Source organism: Halohasta salina (assembly GCF_024178165.1).
In the GTDB taxonomy this organism is placed as follows: domain Archaea; phylum Halobacteriota; class Halobacteria; order Halobacteriales; family Haloferacaceae; genus Halohasta; species Halohasta salina.
Window position 1 is genome coordinate 55,620 of sequence record NZ_JAMZIE010000003.1, and the last position, 14,668, is coordinate 70,287.

General features: G+C 66.5%; 16 protein-coding genes. 6 read left to right on the forward strand and 10 right to left on the reverse strand.

Annotation, left to right across the window (positions count from 1 at the left end; all coding sequences use genetic code 11):
* Positions 1 to 37: 37 nt before the first annotated feature.
* The gene (leuS, locus tag NKJ34_RS07375; protein ID WP_253737649.1) at positions 38 to 2,923 is read left to right on the forward strand and encodes a leucine--tRNA ligase; all 2,886 of its coding nucleotides are present in this window, start codon (positions 38 to 40) and stop codon (positions 2,921 to 2,923) included.
* 13 nt (positions 2,924 to 2,936) lie between these two features.
* On the opposite strand, the gene NKJ34_RS07380 is transcribed toward leuS, so the two are convergent.
* Both NKJ34_RS07380 and NKJ34_RS07385 read right to left on the reverse strand, forming a co-directional pair.
* Complete coding sequence (locus tag NKJ34_RS07380; protein ID WP_253737650.1) at positions 2,937 to 3,218, reverse strand: DUF7536 family protein; 282 nt, start codon at positions 3,216 to 3,218, stop codon at positions 2,937 to 2,939.
* A gap of 50 nt (positions 3,219 to 3,268) precedes the next feature.
* The gene (locus NKJ34_RS07385) at positions 3,269 to 4,618 is read right to left on the reverse strand and encodes an MFS transporter (RefSeq protein WP_253737651.1); all 1,350 of its coding nucleotides are present in this window, start codon (positions 4,616 to 4,618) and stop codon (positions 3,269 to 3,271) included.
* 109 nt (positions 4,619 to 4,727) lie between these two features.
* Between NKJ34_RS07385 and NKJ34_RS07390 the strand changes: the two genes are divergently transcribed.
* Positions 4,728 to 5,687 (forward strand): succinylglutamate desuccinylase/aspartoacylase family protein, encoded by a 960-nt coding sequence (locus NKJ34_RS07390; RefSeq protein ID WP_253737652.1) that lies wholly within the window; start codon positions 4,728 to 4,730, stop codon positions 5,685 to 5,687.
* Here NKJ34_RS07390 and NKJ34_RS07395 read toward each other — a convergent pair whose 3' ends face one another.
* A complete protein-coding gene (locus NKJ34_RS07395; protein WP_253737653.1) occupies positions 5,688 to 7,043 on the reverse strand; it encodes a tRNA(Ile)(2)-agmatinylcytidine synthase in 1,356 nt (451 codons plus the stop codon).
* A 154-nt stretch (positions 7,044 to 7,197) separates the two neighbouring features.
* Between NKJ34_RS07395 and NKJ34_RS07400 the strand changes: the two genes are divergently transcribed.
* Positions 7,198 to 8,166, forward strand: coding sequence for a transcriptional regulator (locus tag NKJ34_RS07400; protein ID WP_253737654.1), 969 nt, complete (start codon positions 7,198 to 7,200; stop codon positions 8,164 to 8,166).
* Between the two features lies 1 nt (position 8,167).
* On the opposite strand, the gene NKJ34_RS07405 is transcribed toward NKJ34_RS07400, so the two are convergent.
* From NKJ34_RS07405 to NKJ34_RS07430, 6 genes are all read right to left on the reverse strand, one after another.
* Positions 8,168 to 8,413 carry a glutaredoxin family protein gene (locus NKJ34_RS07405; RefSeq protein ID WP_253737655.1) on the reverse strand — a complete coding sequence of 82 codons (246 nt, stop codon included), beginning with the start codon at positions 8,411 to 8,413 and terminating at the stop codon, positions 8,168 to 8,170.
* Positions 8,414 to 8,477: 64 nt separating this feature from the next.
* Positions 8,478 to 9,191: a phosphoribosyltransferase family protein gene (locus NKJ34_RS07410; protein ID WP_253737656.1), complete on the reverse strand. Its 714-nt coding sequence runs from the start codon at positions 9,189 to 9,191 to the stop codon at positions 8,478 to 8,480.
* A gap of 180 nt (positions 9,192 to 9,371) precedes the next feature.
* Positions 9,372 to 10,214, reverse strand: a complete 843-nt coding sequence (locus NKJ34_RS07415; RefSeq protein WP_253737657.1) for a polyprenyl synthetase family protein — start codon at positions 10,212 to 10,214, stop codon at positions 9,372 to 9,374.
* Between the two features lie 64 nt (positions 10,215 to 10,278).
* Positions 10,279 to 11,451 carry a helix-turn-helix transcriptional regulator gene (locus NKJ34_RS07420; protein WP_253737658.1) on the reverse strand — a complete coding sequence of 391 codons (1,173 nt, stop codon included), beginning with the start codon at positions 11,449 to 11,451 and terminating at the stop codon, positions 10,279 to 10,281.
* Positions 11,452 to 11,542: 91 nt separating this feature from the next.
* On the reverse strand, positions 11,543 to 11,854 hold the full coding sequence (locus tag NKJ34_RS07425; protein WP_253737659.1) for a hypothetical protein: 312 nt from the start codon (positions 11,852 to 11,854) through the stop codon (positions 11,543 to 11,545).
* A 74-nt stretch (positions 11,855 to 11,928) separates the two neighbouring features.
* The gene (locus NKJ34_RS07430; protein ID WP_425491805.1) at positions 11,929 to 12,681 is read right to left on the reverse strand and encodes a DUF5806 family protein; all 753 of its coding nucleotides are present in this window, start codon (positions 12,679 to 12,681) and stop codon (positions 11,929 to 11,931) included.
* Here NKJ34_RS07430 and NKJ34_RS07435 point away from each other — a divergent pair, their 5' ends adjacent.
* Complete coding sequence (locus NKJ34_RS07435; protein WP_253737661.1) at positions 12,682 to 13,050, forward strand: universal stress protein; 369 nt, start codon at positions 12,682 to 12,684, stop codon at positions 13,048 to 13,050.
* Positions 13,047 to 13,592: a GNAT family N-acetyltransferase gene (locus tag NKJ34_RS07440; protein WP_253737662.1), complete on the forward strand. Its 546-nt coding sequence runs from the start codon at positions 13,047 to 13,049 to the stop codon at positions 13,590 to 13,592. Before NKJ34_RS07435 ends, NKJ34_RS07440 begins: the two co-directional genes overlap by 4 nt.
* A 35-nt stretch (positions 13,593 to 13,627) precedes the next feature.
* Here NKJ34_RS07440 and NKJ34_RS07445 read toward each other — a convergent pair whose 3' ends face one another.
* Positions 13,628 to 14,077, reverse strand: coding sequence for a universal stress protein (locus NKJ34_RS07445; RefSeq protein ID WP_253737663.1), 450 nt, complete (start codon positions 14,075 to 14,077; stop codon positions 13,628 to 13,630).
* 88 nt (positions 14,078 to 14,165) lie between these two features.
* Between NKJ34_RS07445 and NKJ34_RS07450 the strand changes: the two genes are divergently transcribed.
* A complete protein-coding gene (locus NKJ34_RS07450; RefSeq protein WP_253737664.1) occupies positions 14,166 to 14,600 on the forward strand; it encodes a universal stress protein in 435 nt (144 codons plus the stop codon).
* The last annotated feature ends 68 nt before the right edge of the window (positions 14,601 to 14,668 follow it).

Consider the following 14,668-nt stretch of genomic DNA (forward strand, 5'->3'; position numbering starts at 1 on the left):
AGATGCTATTTTAGGCCCGACACACGGAGAGGCCCGTATGGATTACGACCCGCAGGAACTCGAAGCCGACTGGCGGGAGCGGTGGGATGCCGAAGGGCGCTACGAGCCCGATCCTGCCGCGAGCGCCGACCTCGAAGACGAGGAGACGACCTTTATTACCGTCCCGTATCCCTACCCCAGCGGCGGAATGCATATCGGCCACGCCCGAACCTACACTGTCCCCGATGTCTACGCCCGCTACCGCCGCCAGCAGGGCGACGACGTGCTGTTCCCGATGGCGTGGCACGTCACCGGCACGCCGATCATCGGCGCGGTCGAGCGGCTCGAAAAACGCGAGGAAAAACAGATGTCCGTCCTGCAGGACACCTACAACGTCTCCGACGACGTGCTCTCGGAGCTCGAAACGCCGATGGGGTATGCCCGGCATTTCATCGAGGAACACTACAAGCAGGGGATGCAGTCGCTGGGCTTGTCTATCGACTGGCGGCGGGAGTTCACGACCAACGACGACCGCTATTCCAAATTCATTACGTGGCAGTACGAGACGCTCAAAGAGCGCGGTCGACTCGAAAAGGGCCTCCACCCCGTCAAATACTGCACCGAGCAGGAAAACCCCGTCACTACTCATGACCTCTTAGAGGGTGAGGACGTCGAGTATCAGGAGTACACCCTCGTCAAGTTCGAACACGGCGACGCTGACGACACGACCACGGTCCCGATGGCCACGCTTCGACCCGAAACGGTCCGTGGGGTCACAAACGCCTACATCAATCCCGACGCTACGTACGTCGAGGCGACCGTCGACGGCGAGCCGTGGCTCGTTTCGGTCGAAGCCGCCGAAAAACTCGAACTGCAGGACCACGACGTCGAGATCCACCGCGAGTTCCAGGGCTCCGAATTCGTCGGCGAAGGCGTCACCAACCCAGTCACCGGCGACGAGGTCATCGTGCTCCCCGCCGAGTTCGTCGACGCGGACAACGCCACGGGCGTCGTCATGTCGGTGCCGGCCCATAGTCCGGACGACTACCTTGCCTTGCAGGAAGCGAAAGCCGACTCCGACCGTCTCGAATCCTACGGGATCGACCCCAAGGAAGTCGACGCCATCGAGCCAGTCCCCATTCTGGACGTCGAGGGGTACGGCGAGATTCCCGCGAAGGACGCCGTCGAATCGGCTGGCATCACCGACAGCAACGACCCCGATCTCAAAGAGGTCACTCAGGACGTCTACAACGCCGAGTTCCACACGGGTCGACTCCACGACGAGTACGGCGAGTACGCCGGTGAGCTCATCGAGGACGTTCGCGACGAGTTAGCCGCCGCCTACCGCGAACAGGGCGACTTCGGCGCGATGTACGACTTCCCCGAGCCGGTCGTCTCGCGGGCTGGCGGGAAAGTAGTCGTCGCCTACCAGGATACATGGTTCCTCACGTACAACGACGAGGACTGGAAGGCCGAAGCCAAGCGGGTCGTCGAGGGGATGGACACTAACCCCGCCAACACCCGCGGGGAGTACGACCACACCATCGACTGGCTCAACGAGTGGCCCTGCATCCGCAACTACGGGCTCGGCACTCGGCTCCCGTGGGACGATAGCTTCGTCATCGAGCCGCTTTCGGACTCGACGATCTACATGGCCTACTACACCATCGCCCACCGGCTCGACGAGATTCCGGTCGACGATCTCGATCGGGACTTTTTCGACGCGCTGTTCTACGGCGCAGACGCCGTCGAGGGCGAAGTCGACGAGCGCGCGCTCGATCTCCGCGCCGAGTGGCAGTACTGGTACCCCGTCACCCAGCGGTTCTCGGCCAACGACCTCATCTCGAACCACCTGACGTTCTACCTGTTCCACCACGCCGAGTTGTTCGACGAGGCCCAGTGGCCCGACGGCATCACGATTATGGGAATGGGCCTGCTGGAGGGCGAAAAGATGTCCTCCTCGAAGGGCCACGTCGTGCTCCCCGGGAAGGCCATCGAGAACTACGGCGCGGACACCGTCCGCTTCTTCCTGCTGAACTCCGCCGAACCGTGGCAGGATTACGACTGGCGAGCCGATCAGGTCGCGGGTGTCGAAAACCAGCTCCGACGGTTCTGGAACCGCGCCCAGGAGCTGATCGACGGCGACGAGCCCGATGTCGACCCCGATACCGACCTCAAACACATCGACCGCTGGCTGCTGTCGAAGCTCCAGTCGACCATCGAGTCGACGACCGACGCGCTCGACAACGCCGAGACGCGGAGCGCCTCGCAGGCGGCCTTCTACGGCTTCGAGGAGCACCTCAAATGGTACCGTCGTCGGGCCGACCTTGATCGTTCGGGTGCCCAGTGGACGCTCCGACACGTCCTCGAAACGCGGCTCCGGCTGCTGGCTCCGTTCATCCCCTTCATGACGAACGAGCTGCACGAACAGCTCACCGGGACGCCGGCCGAGGACGCGCCGTGGCCCGAGGTCGACCCCAAGTGGCAGTCGACACGCACCGAAACCGAGGAGCGACAGATCGAGCGGCTCACCGACGACATCCAGGACATCCTCAACGTCACCGAACAGGACCCCGAGACGATTCGCGTCTACGCCGCTGCCAACTGGAAGCAGTCGGTCTTCGAGACGGTCCGAGAGACCGGCACCAACGTCGGCGACGTGATGAGCGAGGTCATGCAGGACCCCGACCTCCGGGAGCGCGGCAACGAGGTCAACGACCTCGTCGGGGATCTGGTCGACCTCGTCCGGAGCCTTGACGACGAGACGCTCGCCGTGCTCGACGAGGTAGACGAGATCTCGACCTACGAGACGGCCGTCGAGTTCCTCGAACGGGAGTACGACGCCACCGTCGAAGTGTACGCCGAGGACGACGAGGGGATCGTCGACCCAGAGGGTCGGGCCGCCAAGGCGGTACCGTTCCGGCCGGCGATCCACATCGCCTGATTCTCGACGTCTCTCAGACGGATCGGGCCAGCCGCGCCGCCCGAATGGCGGTCAACACGAGGATAACCAACAGTGCCGTCGACACCGCGAAGACGACCGCCAGCAGCAGGAACCACCCTTCGGGCCCGACCACCGGGTACTCGCGTGTAGTGACGACGGGACCGAGCAGTTCGAACACCCGCACGGCGTAGGCCACTGCCGCCACCAGTACCCCGACGACGAGTCCGACAGTCACGTTTCGTCGCACTCCGAGGGCGTCGATCAGCGTCTCCGGTCGGTTGTCAGCGTCGCTCACACCCTACGTAGTCACCGACTAACTAAATCGACTCCGACTTGCCGCCGTCATCATTGGTAGGCCCCGAACTCTTCGCCTTCGAGGAGGAAGTAGCCGGTCCCGACGAGACCGATGGCACTCGCCAGCCCGAAGGCCACAAGCGGGCTTTCGGGGACCAACTGGCCCGGGCCGAACGGGTCCGCGAGGCCGCCGTAGATCGCGCCGCCGACCGCACCGCTGGGGATCACGATCAGGTTCCGAAGCAGATAGTAGGTGCCGGTGAGTCGGCCGCCACCGCCCGATTCGGCCGGGCCGACGATCAGCGCTTTGTGCGCCGGCAGTCCCGCAAACCGGAGCCCAGAGAGCGCGAAGAGCGCGACCATCGCGGCCGCGCTGGCCGGGGCCGAAATCAACAGGATCGGGAAGATCGCGTACACCGCGAATCCGGTTGCGACCACCGGCTTGAGGCCGACCCGCTCGGCGGCGGCCGCCGCTGGAGCCATCACCAGTAGGGCGACCGCCATCTCGACGCCCAGCAGCAGTCCGAAGAAGGCGTCCGGCGAGAGGTCGACACCGCCGACGACCGGGAGGGTGACCGCGAGGCCGACCCCGCGGAGGTCGGTGACGACGATGATGAAGAAGACGTACACCATCCCGTTGGCGAACCGAACCAGCGTGTCGCCGATCAACAGCGGCCGCAGTGCCGACGGCATGCGTCGCAGATCCGCCCGGATCCGTGCGAGGCCGGCAAAGGAGTCGCCGAACGAATCGTCGCCCGCGTCGTACGAGCGGTGCTGGACGAGGGTTGCGACCGCGCCGAAGACGAGGGCTACCCCCAGCACGTAGCGGAAACTCACCGCGAACTCGGGATGGAGGGTCAGCAGCCCGGCCGCAATTATGGGACCCAGTAGGAACGCACTCCGGCGGAAGGTTTCGGTGCTGGCGAAGCCGCGAGCCAAGCGGTCGGGTTCGACGCTCTGTTTGACGATCGCGAACGTCGCTCCCAGCCCGAACGATTTCCACGCCTGAGCGAGGACGAGGCCGACGAACACCCAGAGCCACGCCGGGATCGCCACGCCGCCGACGGTGAGCGTTCCCAGCGAGGGAGCGACGAGCCACAGGCCGAACCCCAGCGTCGACGCCAGCCCGAAGACAGTCAGGGCGTACCGCGAGCCGATCCGATCGGAGACCACCCCGCCGGGGTACGGGTAGACGGCGCTGATCAGGTTGCCGAAGGTGCCGAAAAGGCCGATGACGAACGCGCTCGCGCCCAGCACCTCCAGATAGCGCGGTAGGAACCGTGTGGTCATCTGGAAGCCGAGGCTGAAGGCGAACATCGCCACCGAGAGTACGAGTACGTCGCTGTCGAGTCGGAGGAACTGCCGGTAGCCGGCCAGCGGTCCGGACGACCGATCGCTCATTGGGTTGACATCGGCCAACGGGGGAAAAACGCTACCGAAACCCCCGCTGGGGATGGCTGGTTCGCCCGGATCGAACCCCTAAAGGTCGGCCCGTCCGTCAGTGCGAGCAATGACGATCTCGCTCGGTACCGCGAGTGCAGCCCCCGGTGAGTCCGACACCGGTCGACTCGACGTCGGCGACACCCGCGACGGTAGCAGCGTCGGCCTCCCAGTGGCGGTGATCAACGGTGCCGACGACGGCAAGCGGCTCTATCTCCAGGCAGTCAGCGACGGCGACGAACTCAACGGGCTCGGCGTGATCCGCCGGGTCGTCCCCAAGATCGATCCGACCGAGCTTTCGGGGTCGATCCTCGTCGTCGGCATCGTCAACTACTTCGGCTTCCAAGTGGCCGAACACCGCAACCCGATCGACGACCGGAAGCTGAACCGCACGTTCCCCGGCGACCACAACGGCAGTTCCAGCGAGCGCATCACGGCAGCGGTCTTCGATGCCGCCAAGACCGCCGACTACATTCTCGACCTCCACCAGGGCTCGACCAGCCGGATGATCGACGAGGTCAGGGTGCGGTGTGGCCGCCGCCACGGCCTCCACAGCGAGTGTCTCAAGCTGGCGAAGGTGTTCGACTGCGGCCACGTGCTTGACCAGAAGGGCCCCGAGGGCCAGCTCGCTCGCGTCGCCCCCGACGAGGGCGTTCCGACGATCGACCCCGAGCTCGGTGGCGCGGTCGGCTTCGACGAGACCAGCATCCAGCGGGGCGTCGACGGTGTGTTCAACGTGCTCCGGTACTACGGCTTTCTCGACGGTGACGTCTCGACCAACCGCCAGACGCGAGCCAAACGGTTCGACCAGTACGGCGCGCCAGCCGGCGGCATCGTCGACTTCCGTGTCGAGTTGGGGGCCCGCGTTTCCGCGGGCGATACCCTCTTCGAGGTGACCGATCCCTTCGGCCGGATCGAGGCCAGCGTCACTGCCGACACCGACGGCGTCTTCTGGCGCTCCCGGCGGCTCCCGCAGGTCGCTACCGGCGAGTACGTCTGTTCGGTCGGCACCAACGTCGACAGCTACTGATCAGCGTTCGGGATGGGTCGCCGCGTCGAACCCGCCCCGAACGAGGGGTTTGGCGATGTGGCGGCGGGCGACCGGCGGCACCTCGTACCAGCCGGCTTCGAGCTCGCGATCGACTTCGCGGTCGACTTTCGCCGGCTCCGTGGTCCCACAGTCCCGACACCGATAGCCCTGGCCGCGGCCCGCGGATTTCATCCGTCGACCGCAGTCCGGACAGGTCGGTGTGACCCGTTCGGTATGGTTCAGTTCGCGGACGGCGAACTTTTCGAGCTTGATCGTCCCCTCGCTGTGCTCGCCGCAGACGGTTAGCCGGTCGCCGATCCGGAGGGCCCGCACCCGGTCGCGGAACCGCTTGGTCGGCTCGAAGGCCACGCAGTCGACCGTCTCGACGTCGGTTGTCCCGGTCGACGCCGCCATATCGGCCGTCTCCATCGACGCCGCCGTATCGGCCGCGGCCAGTTCGAAAAAGACGTGGCCGCCCTGTCGGGTTTCGGGCGGCGATTCGACCACGCCGTCGACCCGGTAGCCAGCACCCTCCCGGAGCGCGCCGATCGAGCCGGCGGCGAGGTGGGCGTCGGTCCCCTGATTGGTCAGGAAGGTCGACCAGCGGTCGACGGTCTCGGTCCCTGCGGCATCGGCGATCCGGTCGGCGACCCGCCGGGTCGCCGCCGGGTCGTCGCCCCGGATCCCATATAGGATCGGCCCCGGTGCGTTGGGGACACAGACCGCCGCGCCCGCCTCGCGGTCGACGGTGTCCCACACCTCGGGGTAGCCGTCTTCGGCGGCCGCGAAGACGGCCTCGCGGTCGACCGCCCGCGGCGTCCCACAGCGGTCGAAGGCACGGTAGGCGATCGTCTCGTGGGTCCATGCCTCGAAGGCCGCCCACGCGCCGACAGCCGCCAGCGCGCCGATCCGCCCCCGCCCTCGGACGTCACAGCCGGTTCCTGCCCAGCCGCGGTGGCGGTAGCCCGCCGCGTCGATAGTTGCGCGGGCCTCCTCGAGTATGAGCCGGTGGCGGATCGCCCGCCGGGCGTGGTCGACGACCGCTTCGGGTACCGCCTCGGGGCTGCCCGGTGCGACCACGACCCCCGGACTGGTGCGGCTGTCGGCGTTGATCGCCAGCGACTCCAGCCGGTCGCAGGCGAGTTCGAAGGCGCGGTCGGCCGCAAGGTCGGTGTGGAGTGCGAGGGCGGCGTTCCCCCGCGTTTTGTGTTTCACTGCAGGATTCAGACGAATCAGCAGGCGGCGGTCGACGCGGCCGCCGGCGTCGGCGATGGCCTCGGCGAGCCGGGTTGCGAGGTAGGTCGTACACATCCCCTCGCTGCGGGAGTCGGTGTCGTCGAGGCCGATGACGGTCATCGACCGCGGTAGTCGGCGGCCGCGAAAACCGCTTTCGGCTCCAACCGGGTACAAAAACCTGCCGACGGCATTGGCGACGAATCAGGAGACGGAGGCCGGATGGGAAACGCAGTCGACGCAACACATATATGGCTGAAATCGCCTAGAACCCGGTATGTCACGGACAGCACTGGTCGGCAACATCACCGCGATGCTGGAGGATGCGGGGTTCCTCGTCAGCGACCGGTGTTCGGTCCGGCCCAAGAGCTTCGACCTTGCGGCGCGGCGCGGCGAGGACCTCGTGCTCTTGAAGATCCTCGGCAATATCGACGCCTTCACCGGCGAAACGGCTGCCGAGTTGCGGCGACTGGGCGACTACCTGTCGGCGACGCCGCTGGTGATTGGCCTGCGGACGCGGAACGAGGACCTCGAACCGGGGGTCGTCTACTTCCGCCACGGGGTGCCCGTGTTCAACCCCGACACCGCCTACGACCTGTTCATCGAGGAGGTACCACCCCTCATCTACGCCGCGCCGGGCGGCCTCTATGTCAGTATCGACGGCGACCTGTTGGCCGACGAACGCGAGGAACGCGGCTGGAGTCTCGGCCGGCTGGCCACCGAACTCGGCGTCTCCCGGCGCACGGTGTCGAAGTACGAAGACGGGATGAACGCCTCTATCGAGGTGGCGATCAAGCTCGAAGAGCTGTTCGACCAGCCGTTTTCGAACCCCGTGTCGGTGTTCGAGGGGGCCGAGGACGTCCGGGACGCCGATCCCATCCCCGAGGGGCCGGACGTCGACCCCGACGACGAGGACGTGTTGACGCGGCTCACCAACGCCGGCTTCGACGTCCACCCCACCAACCGCTCGCCGTTCAAAGCCGTCAGCGAGGACAACGACGGCCGCGAGCGGACCGTCCTGACCGGCCACTCGCCGTTCACGCCGAGTGCGAAAAAGCGCGCCCGGCTGATGAGTTCGATCGGCCGCGTCACCGAAACCCGGTCGATCTACTTCACGACCGACCGGGTCAAACAGGAGTCGGTCGACGGCACCGCCATCGTCTCGACCGAGGAGTTGGCGGCGATCGACGACCCCGATCGTATCCGCGAACTGATCCGCGAGCGGGCCGCCGAGCCCGAGGCCTGAGTTAGGCGTAGTGGGTTTCGAGGTGGTCGACGATGTCGGTGCTCTCGGCCATCCCGTTGACGTCGTTGGCCTCGTCGATCAGCACCGGCACACCGGTCTGACCGCTTACTTCCTCGACTTCCGTGCGCTCGCTGTGGGCGCGTGGGACCTCTCGGGACTCGTAGTCGAGACCGAGTTCGTCGAGTTTGGTGATCACTTTCGCGCAGTACGGACAGCCGGGCAGTTCGTACAGAACGAGCTCTGACATACGCCGTTGTAGAACTGCCGTATAGAAGAATCCCGTGATCCGGTGTGTCGGTCCCACATAACTGCTACTCGAACGCCGATAGTGCCCCGACCGGCGCGTCGGTCAGCTCCCGGGCCCGCGACAGTCCCCGGTCGCCAACCGCGATGAGTGCGAAGACGCCGGCGACGCGGGCCTCGGCTCGGTGGGCAATATCCAACAGCAGCTCTTGGGTCTCCCCGGACCGAATGAGGTCGTCGACGATCAACACCGAGTCGCCCGCCGAGAGCGCCCCGGCAGGGAGGTAGTAGGTGAGTTCGATCCCCGAGGCGAGCCGTTGGCGGGACTCGATGAACTCCTCGACGGCGGTCTCTTTGGATTTCTTCGCATACGCGAGCCGGGCGTCGAAGTAGGATGCCATCGCCGCGCCGGTCGTAATGCCGTCGGTCGCCGCCGTCAGCACTACGTCGGGGCGCTCGAAGCCGAAACTGTTGGCCGCGACCGGGGCGACGAGGTCGAGAAACGACTGATCGAAGACGACTGCCGAGTTGTCGACGTATCCTTCGTCGTCGAAACTAACTCGGGCGCGGAGTTCGTCGGCCAGCGCCTCCCGGCCGATCCCCTCGACGACCTCACGGGCCCGCTCGGCCCCCGGCAGCACGTGGCCGTTGACGTAGCGGTTGAGATCCCCCGCCGGCAGGCCGGTGACCTCGGAGAGTTCCTCGTAGGTCCGGGTCTCTTTGAGCATCCGGAGAACCGCCACGGCCTGTAGCTGGAGTGCGGCCTTCTCTGCTCTGTTCATAAACAGATAATCGCTGTTGTGCAAGTATGAGGATGTCGATCCATGGATCTCGCCGAGATACACAGCTCCGTGGATAGCTTCTGGGACCCCTCCTGGTCGTTGCAGCCACCGTCGTACCTATTGGTGGTCGACGATTACCGTCCAGTAGCCACCGTCTACTGTCGCTTCCCGTGGCCGCGATCAGCGGTCCCGGACCACGACGAACTCCGCGAGATCCCGAAGATAGGCTTTGGCGTCGGTATCGTCGACGCCGGTTCGGTCCAGCGCCTCTAAAGCGAGCGTCGACTGCTCGCGGGCGCGGGCGTCGGCCTCCTCGGGGGTGAGGTCGGTGATCTGGACCAGCGAGGGGCGGTCCATCACCTCGTCTTGGCCTGCGGGTTTGCCGAGGTCGCCCGACTCGGCGGTCGCATCCAGCACGTCGTCGCGGATCTGGAAGGCGACCCCGACCCGTTCGGCGTACTCGCCGAAGGCCTCGACGGTCGCGGCGTCGGCCCCTCCGGCGACCGCGCCGAGTTCGGCGGCCGCCCGGAACAGCGCGCCCGTCTTTCGGCGGGCGAGGGTCATATACTCCTCTTCGGTGGTCGGGCGGTCGACCAGCTCGGTCGCTTCGCCCTCCCCAAGTTCGACCATTGATTCGGCGACGATCCGCATCGCGCGGTCGTTGCCCAAAAAGAGGCCGAAGGCCTCGCCGAGCAGGCCGTCGCTGGCGATGATCGCCGGGCCGTAGCCGTAGGCCGCCCACGCGCTGGGGGTGCCGCGGCGGACTTCCGAGCGGTCGATGATGTCGTCGATCACCAGCGAGGCGTTGTGGACGAACTCGATCCCCGCCGCGAAGTCGACCGCGTCTTCGGGCTCGCCGCCGAGGGCCTCACAGGCCAGCAACGTCACTGCCGGTCGGACGCGTTTGCCGCCGGCCAGCACCACGCTTTCGAGCTGGGCGGCGAGCTCGTCGGGCTCAGTCGACTCGATCAGCGCCTCGAGCCGACTGTTTACCAGCCCGACCCGACGCTCCAGATACTCCATCGATACTCCGTAAGAACTCTCGGCGCAAGTAGGTGACGGAACGGTGGTTGTACGTTGCCGGCGACTACTCCTCGTCGTCCCGGGAGCCGTCGAGGGCGTCGACGTCGGGCAGCGAGATCAGGTTCTCCCGGCCGATTCGGAGCTTGGTGATCGCGTCGTCGTCGGCCATCGACGACAGCAGTTGGGAGACCTTGGCGTCCGACCAGCCGGTCGACTCGACGATGTCGGCCTGCCGCATCCGGCCGCCGTTGCGCTCCAACAGGCGGAGCACGCGCTCGTCGTCGGCCAAAAGCGAGAGGTCCTCCTCGGGGCGGTCGTCCTCGGCCGGCGCCTCCGACGGCTCGTCGGCGTCGGCTGGCTCGGGGTCGTCGACTTCGCTGTCGGCCGTATCGACGCCGCCGTTGGTGTCGACGGCGGGGGGTTGGGTGTCGGCCGTTTCCTCGCTCCGACGGAGGAGGAACGCCCCGCCGATGATGGCGACACCGACGACGATCGCCGCGGCCAACAGCTCCCACGAGGGACCGGTGATCGCCGACTCTTCGAGGGTGATCTGGATGTACTCGTCGTCCGCGAACGTGTGGGGACCGGTGACGACGACGGTGTTGTCGGAGAAATCGACGTTGGCGCTGGTGATGGCGTACCCCTGTGGGGTCGTGATCCGCACTTCCTGTCGCTCGGAGAGCGTGGTGAGCCACGCGTTTTCGTCGCCGGCGGCGATCGCGTCGTCGAAGATCAGCCGCTCGCCGTCGGCTTCGAGGAACCCCGTCCAGCGGAACGAGAGGACGAGCCGGCCGACATCGCCGTCACGACTACTCGACCGCTCGACGTCTTGGATCTCCATGTCCCGCCCGGTTTCGGCGCTCGTTCGGGCCGCGAGGTTCTCGTACAGTGAGACGTCCAGCCCGTCGGTCCCACCATCCGACTCGAAGTCCGCGGCGATCTCGTCGAACGCCGCCTGCTGGCTGTCGGTCGTGAGTTCGTACTCGGTGGTCACCGTCCACTCGGCGCTCCGGTCTGCCTGCAGGTCGATCCGGAACGTCGTCGACGGCGTCAACTCCCGGTCGGTTTGAAACAGTTGCCGGTCGCCGCCGAGCGACGCTTGGGGCGCTGGCTCTTCGAGTGCCGCCGACGTGTCGGCGGCGAGGCTCCCACTGCGGGGGCCATCGACGGCTCCTGCGGGGGCGACGCCCGCCACGAGGAGCACTACGAGGACGACCGAGAGGACGACAGGCCGCATATCAGGCAACTCACAGTCGTCGGGGAAAACGCTTTCCATCAGGCCAGCGCCGTGCCGTAGCGGGGTTTTTCGAACGTCCGCTGTCGGTCGACTACTCGCCGAGGAGCCGCCGGATCGAGTCGAGGCCGCCGGGCGACCCCAGCAGCGACTGGTCGAGTTTGTCGAGGATCGCCCGCTGGTTGAGGTAGCTCGAAAACGCGAGGATCGTCGGCGGCCAGAGGCCGATAAACAGCCCTCGGGTTTTGTTCCCCTTGAGGTAGAACTGGTGCCACGCCAGCAGGACCGAGGCCGCCGAGGCGATCAGCGCCAGATCCGCCCCGCGGGTCTCGGCTGTCCCCTCGCTTCCCTCACCGCTCGACGTCTCGGTCTCCACGGCTCCGGACTCCGATTGCAGTAGTGTCATGCACCCGATGTTCGGGGACTCGCCCTATCAAAACTCTTGGTGGTTGGCATGACTGTCGCTGGCGTTGATGAATCTCAGGTCGACTCCTCGGGGACGTGGCTGTGGCCACAGTTGGGACACTCGACCTCCTCGGCCCGGAGTTCGGCGCTTTCGGCCCGGACTTCTCGCATCACCGAGGAGATCCGCTCTTCGGCGTCGAGTTCCTCGCTGACCCCGAGGTCGACGCCCTCGACCTCCAAGAGGAACTTGGCGACCTCGGTGACTTCGTACATCAGGTCGTCGAGTTCTTCGGCCGTGAAGAAGCCCGACATTGCGCCGTAGAGGAAGGTCGCGCCCGCGGTCGTCACCTTGTCTTCGAACGACGACCGGGCCTGATTGACCGCCTGCGGCGTGTAGGTGTCGGTCATGAAAGGGACCAGCCGGGGGAGGTTCTCGCCGATCTTGGTCATCTCGACGCCGGTCTCGGTGCGGAAATCCGCACAGAGCCGGGCGATCGCCCACTCGCGGGCAGTGACGTACGTCCGATCCCGAAGGAACTCGTTGACCCGGTCGTACTGCGCGCCGTCCATCTTGGTGAACCGCTCGTATTTCCTGACGTCCTCGGGGACGGCCTCCTCGCCGCCCTCGGTGGTCGCAGCGCCTTCGTCGACCACGTCTTCGTCGACCGCGTCTTCGTCGACCGCGTTCGCGGCGTCGTCCATACGCACCCTCCGGACGGCCCTCCCAAAAGGGTTGTCGTGGGGCGGCTCGGGACCGCTGTGCCGGTGGCACCGAACCTGTGAGTCGACGGATAACGTTTTTGCGGGGTCGCTCCAAGGGGAGTGTATATGAAGGTTCTACTGGCGTTCGACGGCAGCGAGGCGTCGGTCGACGCGCTCGAACGCACCGTCGAGCGGGCAGCCGACGCCGGCGACGAGCTTACGGTCGCCATCACCGATCCCGACCCCGAGGCCGACAGCCGGGAGGCGCTCGCCGAGCGCGCCGAGTCGCTGGTGGCCGACACGGAGCTGTCGGTCACGGTCCGCCACGTCGAGGGGCAGCCGGGAAGCGAGCTGGTTGCGATCGCCGAATCCGAGGCGTTCGACGAGATCGTCCTCGGCGGCAACACCACCAGCCCGATGGGGAAGATCAGCATCGACCAAACCGCGGAGTTCGTCCTGTTGAACTCCCACATCACGGTGACGCTCGTCCGATGACTGGCGACCGTCGCTACCCGGAAGCCGCCTCGGGGCCCTTCGAGGAGCCGCCGCTTTCCTTCACCGACCGCGAGGACAGGAAAATAGAAATCCGCCCCTACGATGGGTCGACCGCGGCCTTCGAGGCGCTCGTCGAGATGTACACCGCCTTCGATCCCGCCGACCGCGCCCAAGGGATCCCACCGGGCAAGGAGTCCCGCGTCCGAACGTGGCTCGAAGGGATCCTCTCGGAGGACTGTCTGAACGTGATCGCGTGGGACGGCGAGACCGTCGCGGGCCACTCGACGCTGGTCCCCGACGGCGACGACGACTACGAGCTGGCGATCTTCGTCCTGCAAGCCTACCAGGAGGCCGGCATCGGCACCCACCTCATCGAGTCGCTGCTCGGCTACGGTGCAACCCACGGGATTCACAAGGTCTGGCTCACCGTCGAGCGCTGGAACCACCCCGCGGTCTCGCTCTACGAGAAGGTCGGCTTCGAAACCACCGGTGCCGAGAGCTTCGAACTCGAGATGGCGATCCGGCTCGGCGAGACCGATTGACTACCCGTATAAGTAGTCGACGCCTACTCCCGTCGTTACACCGACAGAACGGGCTGGCTCGCGTACAGCAACACGTATTCGGCCGCCGTTTCGAGGACGTCGCTTTGAGCGTCGGCTGCGGGTTCCCGCGGGACGACGATGAAGTCCGCCTCGACCGCCTCGGCCGTATCGAGAACGACCCCGCCCGGATGGAGCGTCTTGACCGCCGTCGAAAAGCCCGCCGCGATCGAGGTGGTGAGTTCGACGCCGGCCTCGGCGGCGAGATCGGTGATCGCGTCGCTGACGGCTTCGGTGTCGTCGGCGACTTCGGCCTCGGCGACCGCGCCGTCGTCCAGTGCCCGGACGGTCGGCTCCCCGAGGACGTACAGCGCGTGGACCGACGCGTCGTACCTGTCGGCGATCGTGATCGCGTACTCGACGGCCGTCCGTGACTCCTCGCTCCCGTCGATCGGCACGACCACCAGGTCGACTTCGAGTTCCGCCATATCCTCCGATTACACCGAGGGCTTCAAAAACACTCCCCTCCGTCCCTCGATGTCGTCATTTATATCATCGGCGGTCGAACGCCCGTCCATGTTCGAGACGATCGTGATTGCGACCGACGGCTCCGACAGCGTCAGCCGGGCCGTCGCGGTGGCACTAGATCTCGCCGAGCGGTTCGACGCGACGGTCCACGCACTGTCGGTGGTCGACGCCGACGAGGTCAGCTCCTCGCCGGAGACGGTCCGCGACCAGCTCCGGGAGGCCCTCTCCGAGCAGGCGTCCGAGGCGCTGTCGGCAGTCGCCGAGTCGACCGGCCAGCCGGTGACGACCGCCGTCCGGGAGGGTCGCCCCGCCACCGAGATCGGCAGCTACGCCCGCGAAGTCGACGCGGACGTCGTCGCCACCGGCACGCGGGGCCGCCACGGCGAAAACCGGTTTTTGATCGGGAGCGTCGCCGAACGCGTCGTCCGTACCTGTCCGGTCCCCGTGTTGACCGTTCGGCAGCTCGCGGGCGACGACGCGTAGTCGTCGACTACCGACACGATAGATCGGTAGCCGTCGACTAACGGAGGCTTTTCACGGTCGGCCCTCCG

Excerpts from the sequence above, each read along its gene's own strand:
- NKJ34_RS07405 (WP_253737655.1), bottom strand. The coding sequence starts at position 8,413 with ATGTCAGAGCTCGTTCTGTACGAACTGCCCGGCTGTCCGTACTGCGCG.
- NKJ34_RS07410 (WP_253737656.1), bottom strand. The coding sequence starts at position 9,191 with ATGAACAGAGCAGAGAAGGCCGCACTCCAGCTACAGGCCGTGGCGGTT.
- NKJ34_RS07420 (WP_253737658.1), bottom strand. The coding sequence starts at position 11,451 with ATGCGGCCTGTCGTCCTCTCGGTCGTCCTCGTAGTGCTCCTCGTGGCG.
- NKJ34_RS07450 (WP_253737664.1), top strand. The coding sequence starts at position 14,166 with ATGTTCGAGACGATCGTGATTGCGACCGACGGCTCCGACAGCGTCAGC.
- NKJ34_RS07400 (WP_253737654.1), top strand. The coding sequence starts at position 7,198 with ATGTCACGGACAGCACTGGTCGGCAACATCACCGCGATGCTGGAGGAT.
- NKJ34_RS07425 (WP_253737659.1), bottom strand. The coding sequence starts at position 11,854 with ATGACACTACTGCAATCGGAGTCCGGAGCCGTGGAGACCGAGACGTCG.
- NKJ34_RS07435 (WP_253737661.1), top strand. The coding sequence starts at position 12,682 with ATGAAGGTTCTACTGGCGTTCGACGGCAGCGAGGCGTCGGTCGACGCG.
- NKJ34_RS07440 (WP_253737662.1), top strand. The coding sequence starts at position 13,047 with ATGACTGGCGACCGTCGCTACCCGGAAGCCGCCTCGGGGCCCTTCGAG.
- NKJ34_RS07395 (WP_253737653.1), bottom strand. The coding sequence starts at position 7,043 with ATGACCGTCATCGGCCTCGACGACACCGACTCCCGCAGCGAGGGGATG.
- NKJ34_RS07445 (WP_253737663.1), bottom strand. The coding sequence starts at position 14,077 with ATGGCGGAACTCGAAGTCGACCTGGTGGTCGTGCCGATCGACGGGAGC.
- NKJ34_RS07415 (WP_253737657.1), bottom strand. The coding sequence starts at position 10,214 with ATGGAGTATCTGGAGCGTCGGGTCGGGCTGGTAAACAGTCGGCTCGAG.
- leuS (WP_253737649.1), top strand. The coding sequence starts at position 38 with ATGGATTACGACCCGCAGGAACTCGAAGCCGACTGGCGGGAGCGGTGG.
- NKJ34_RS07390 (WP_253737652.1), top strand. The coding sequence starts at position 4,728 with ATGACGATCTCGCTCGGTACCGCGAGTGCAGCCCCCGGTGAGTCCGAC.
- NKJ34_RS07385 (WP_253737651.1), bottom strand. The coding sequence starts at position 4,618 with ATGAGCGATCGGTCGTCCGGACCGCTGGCCGGCTACCGGCAGTTCCTC.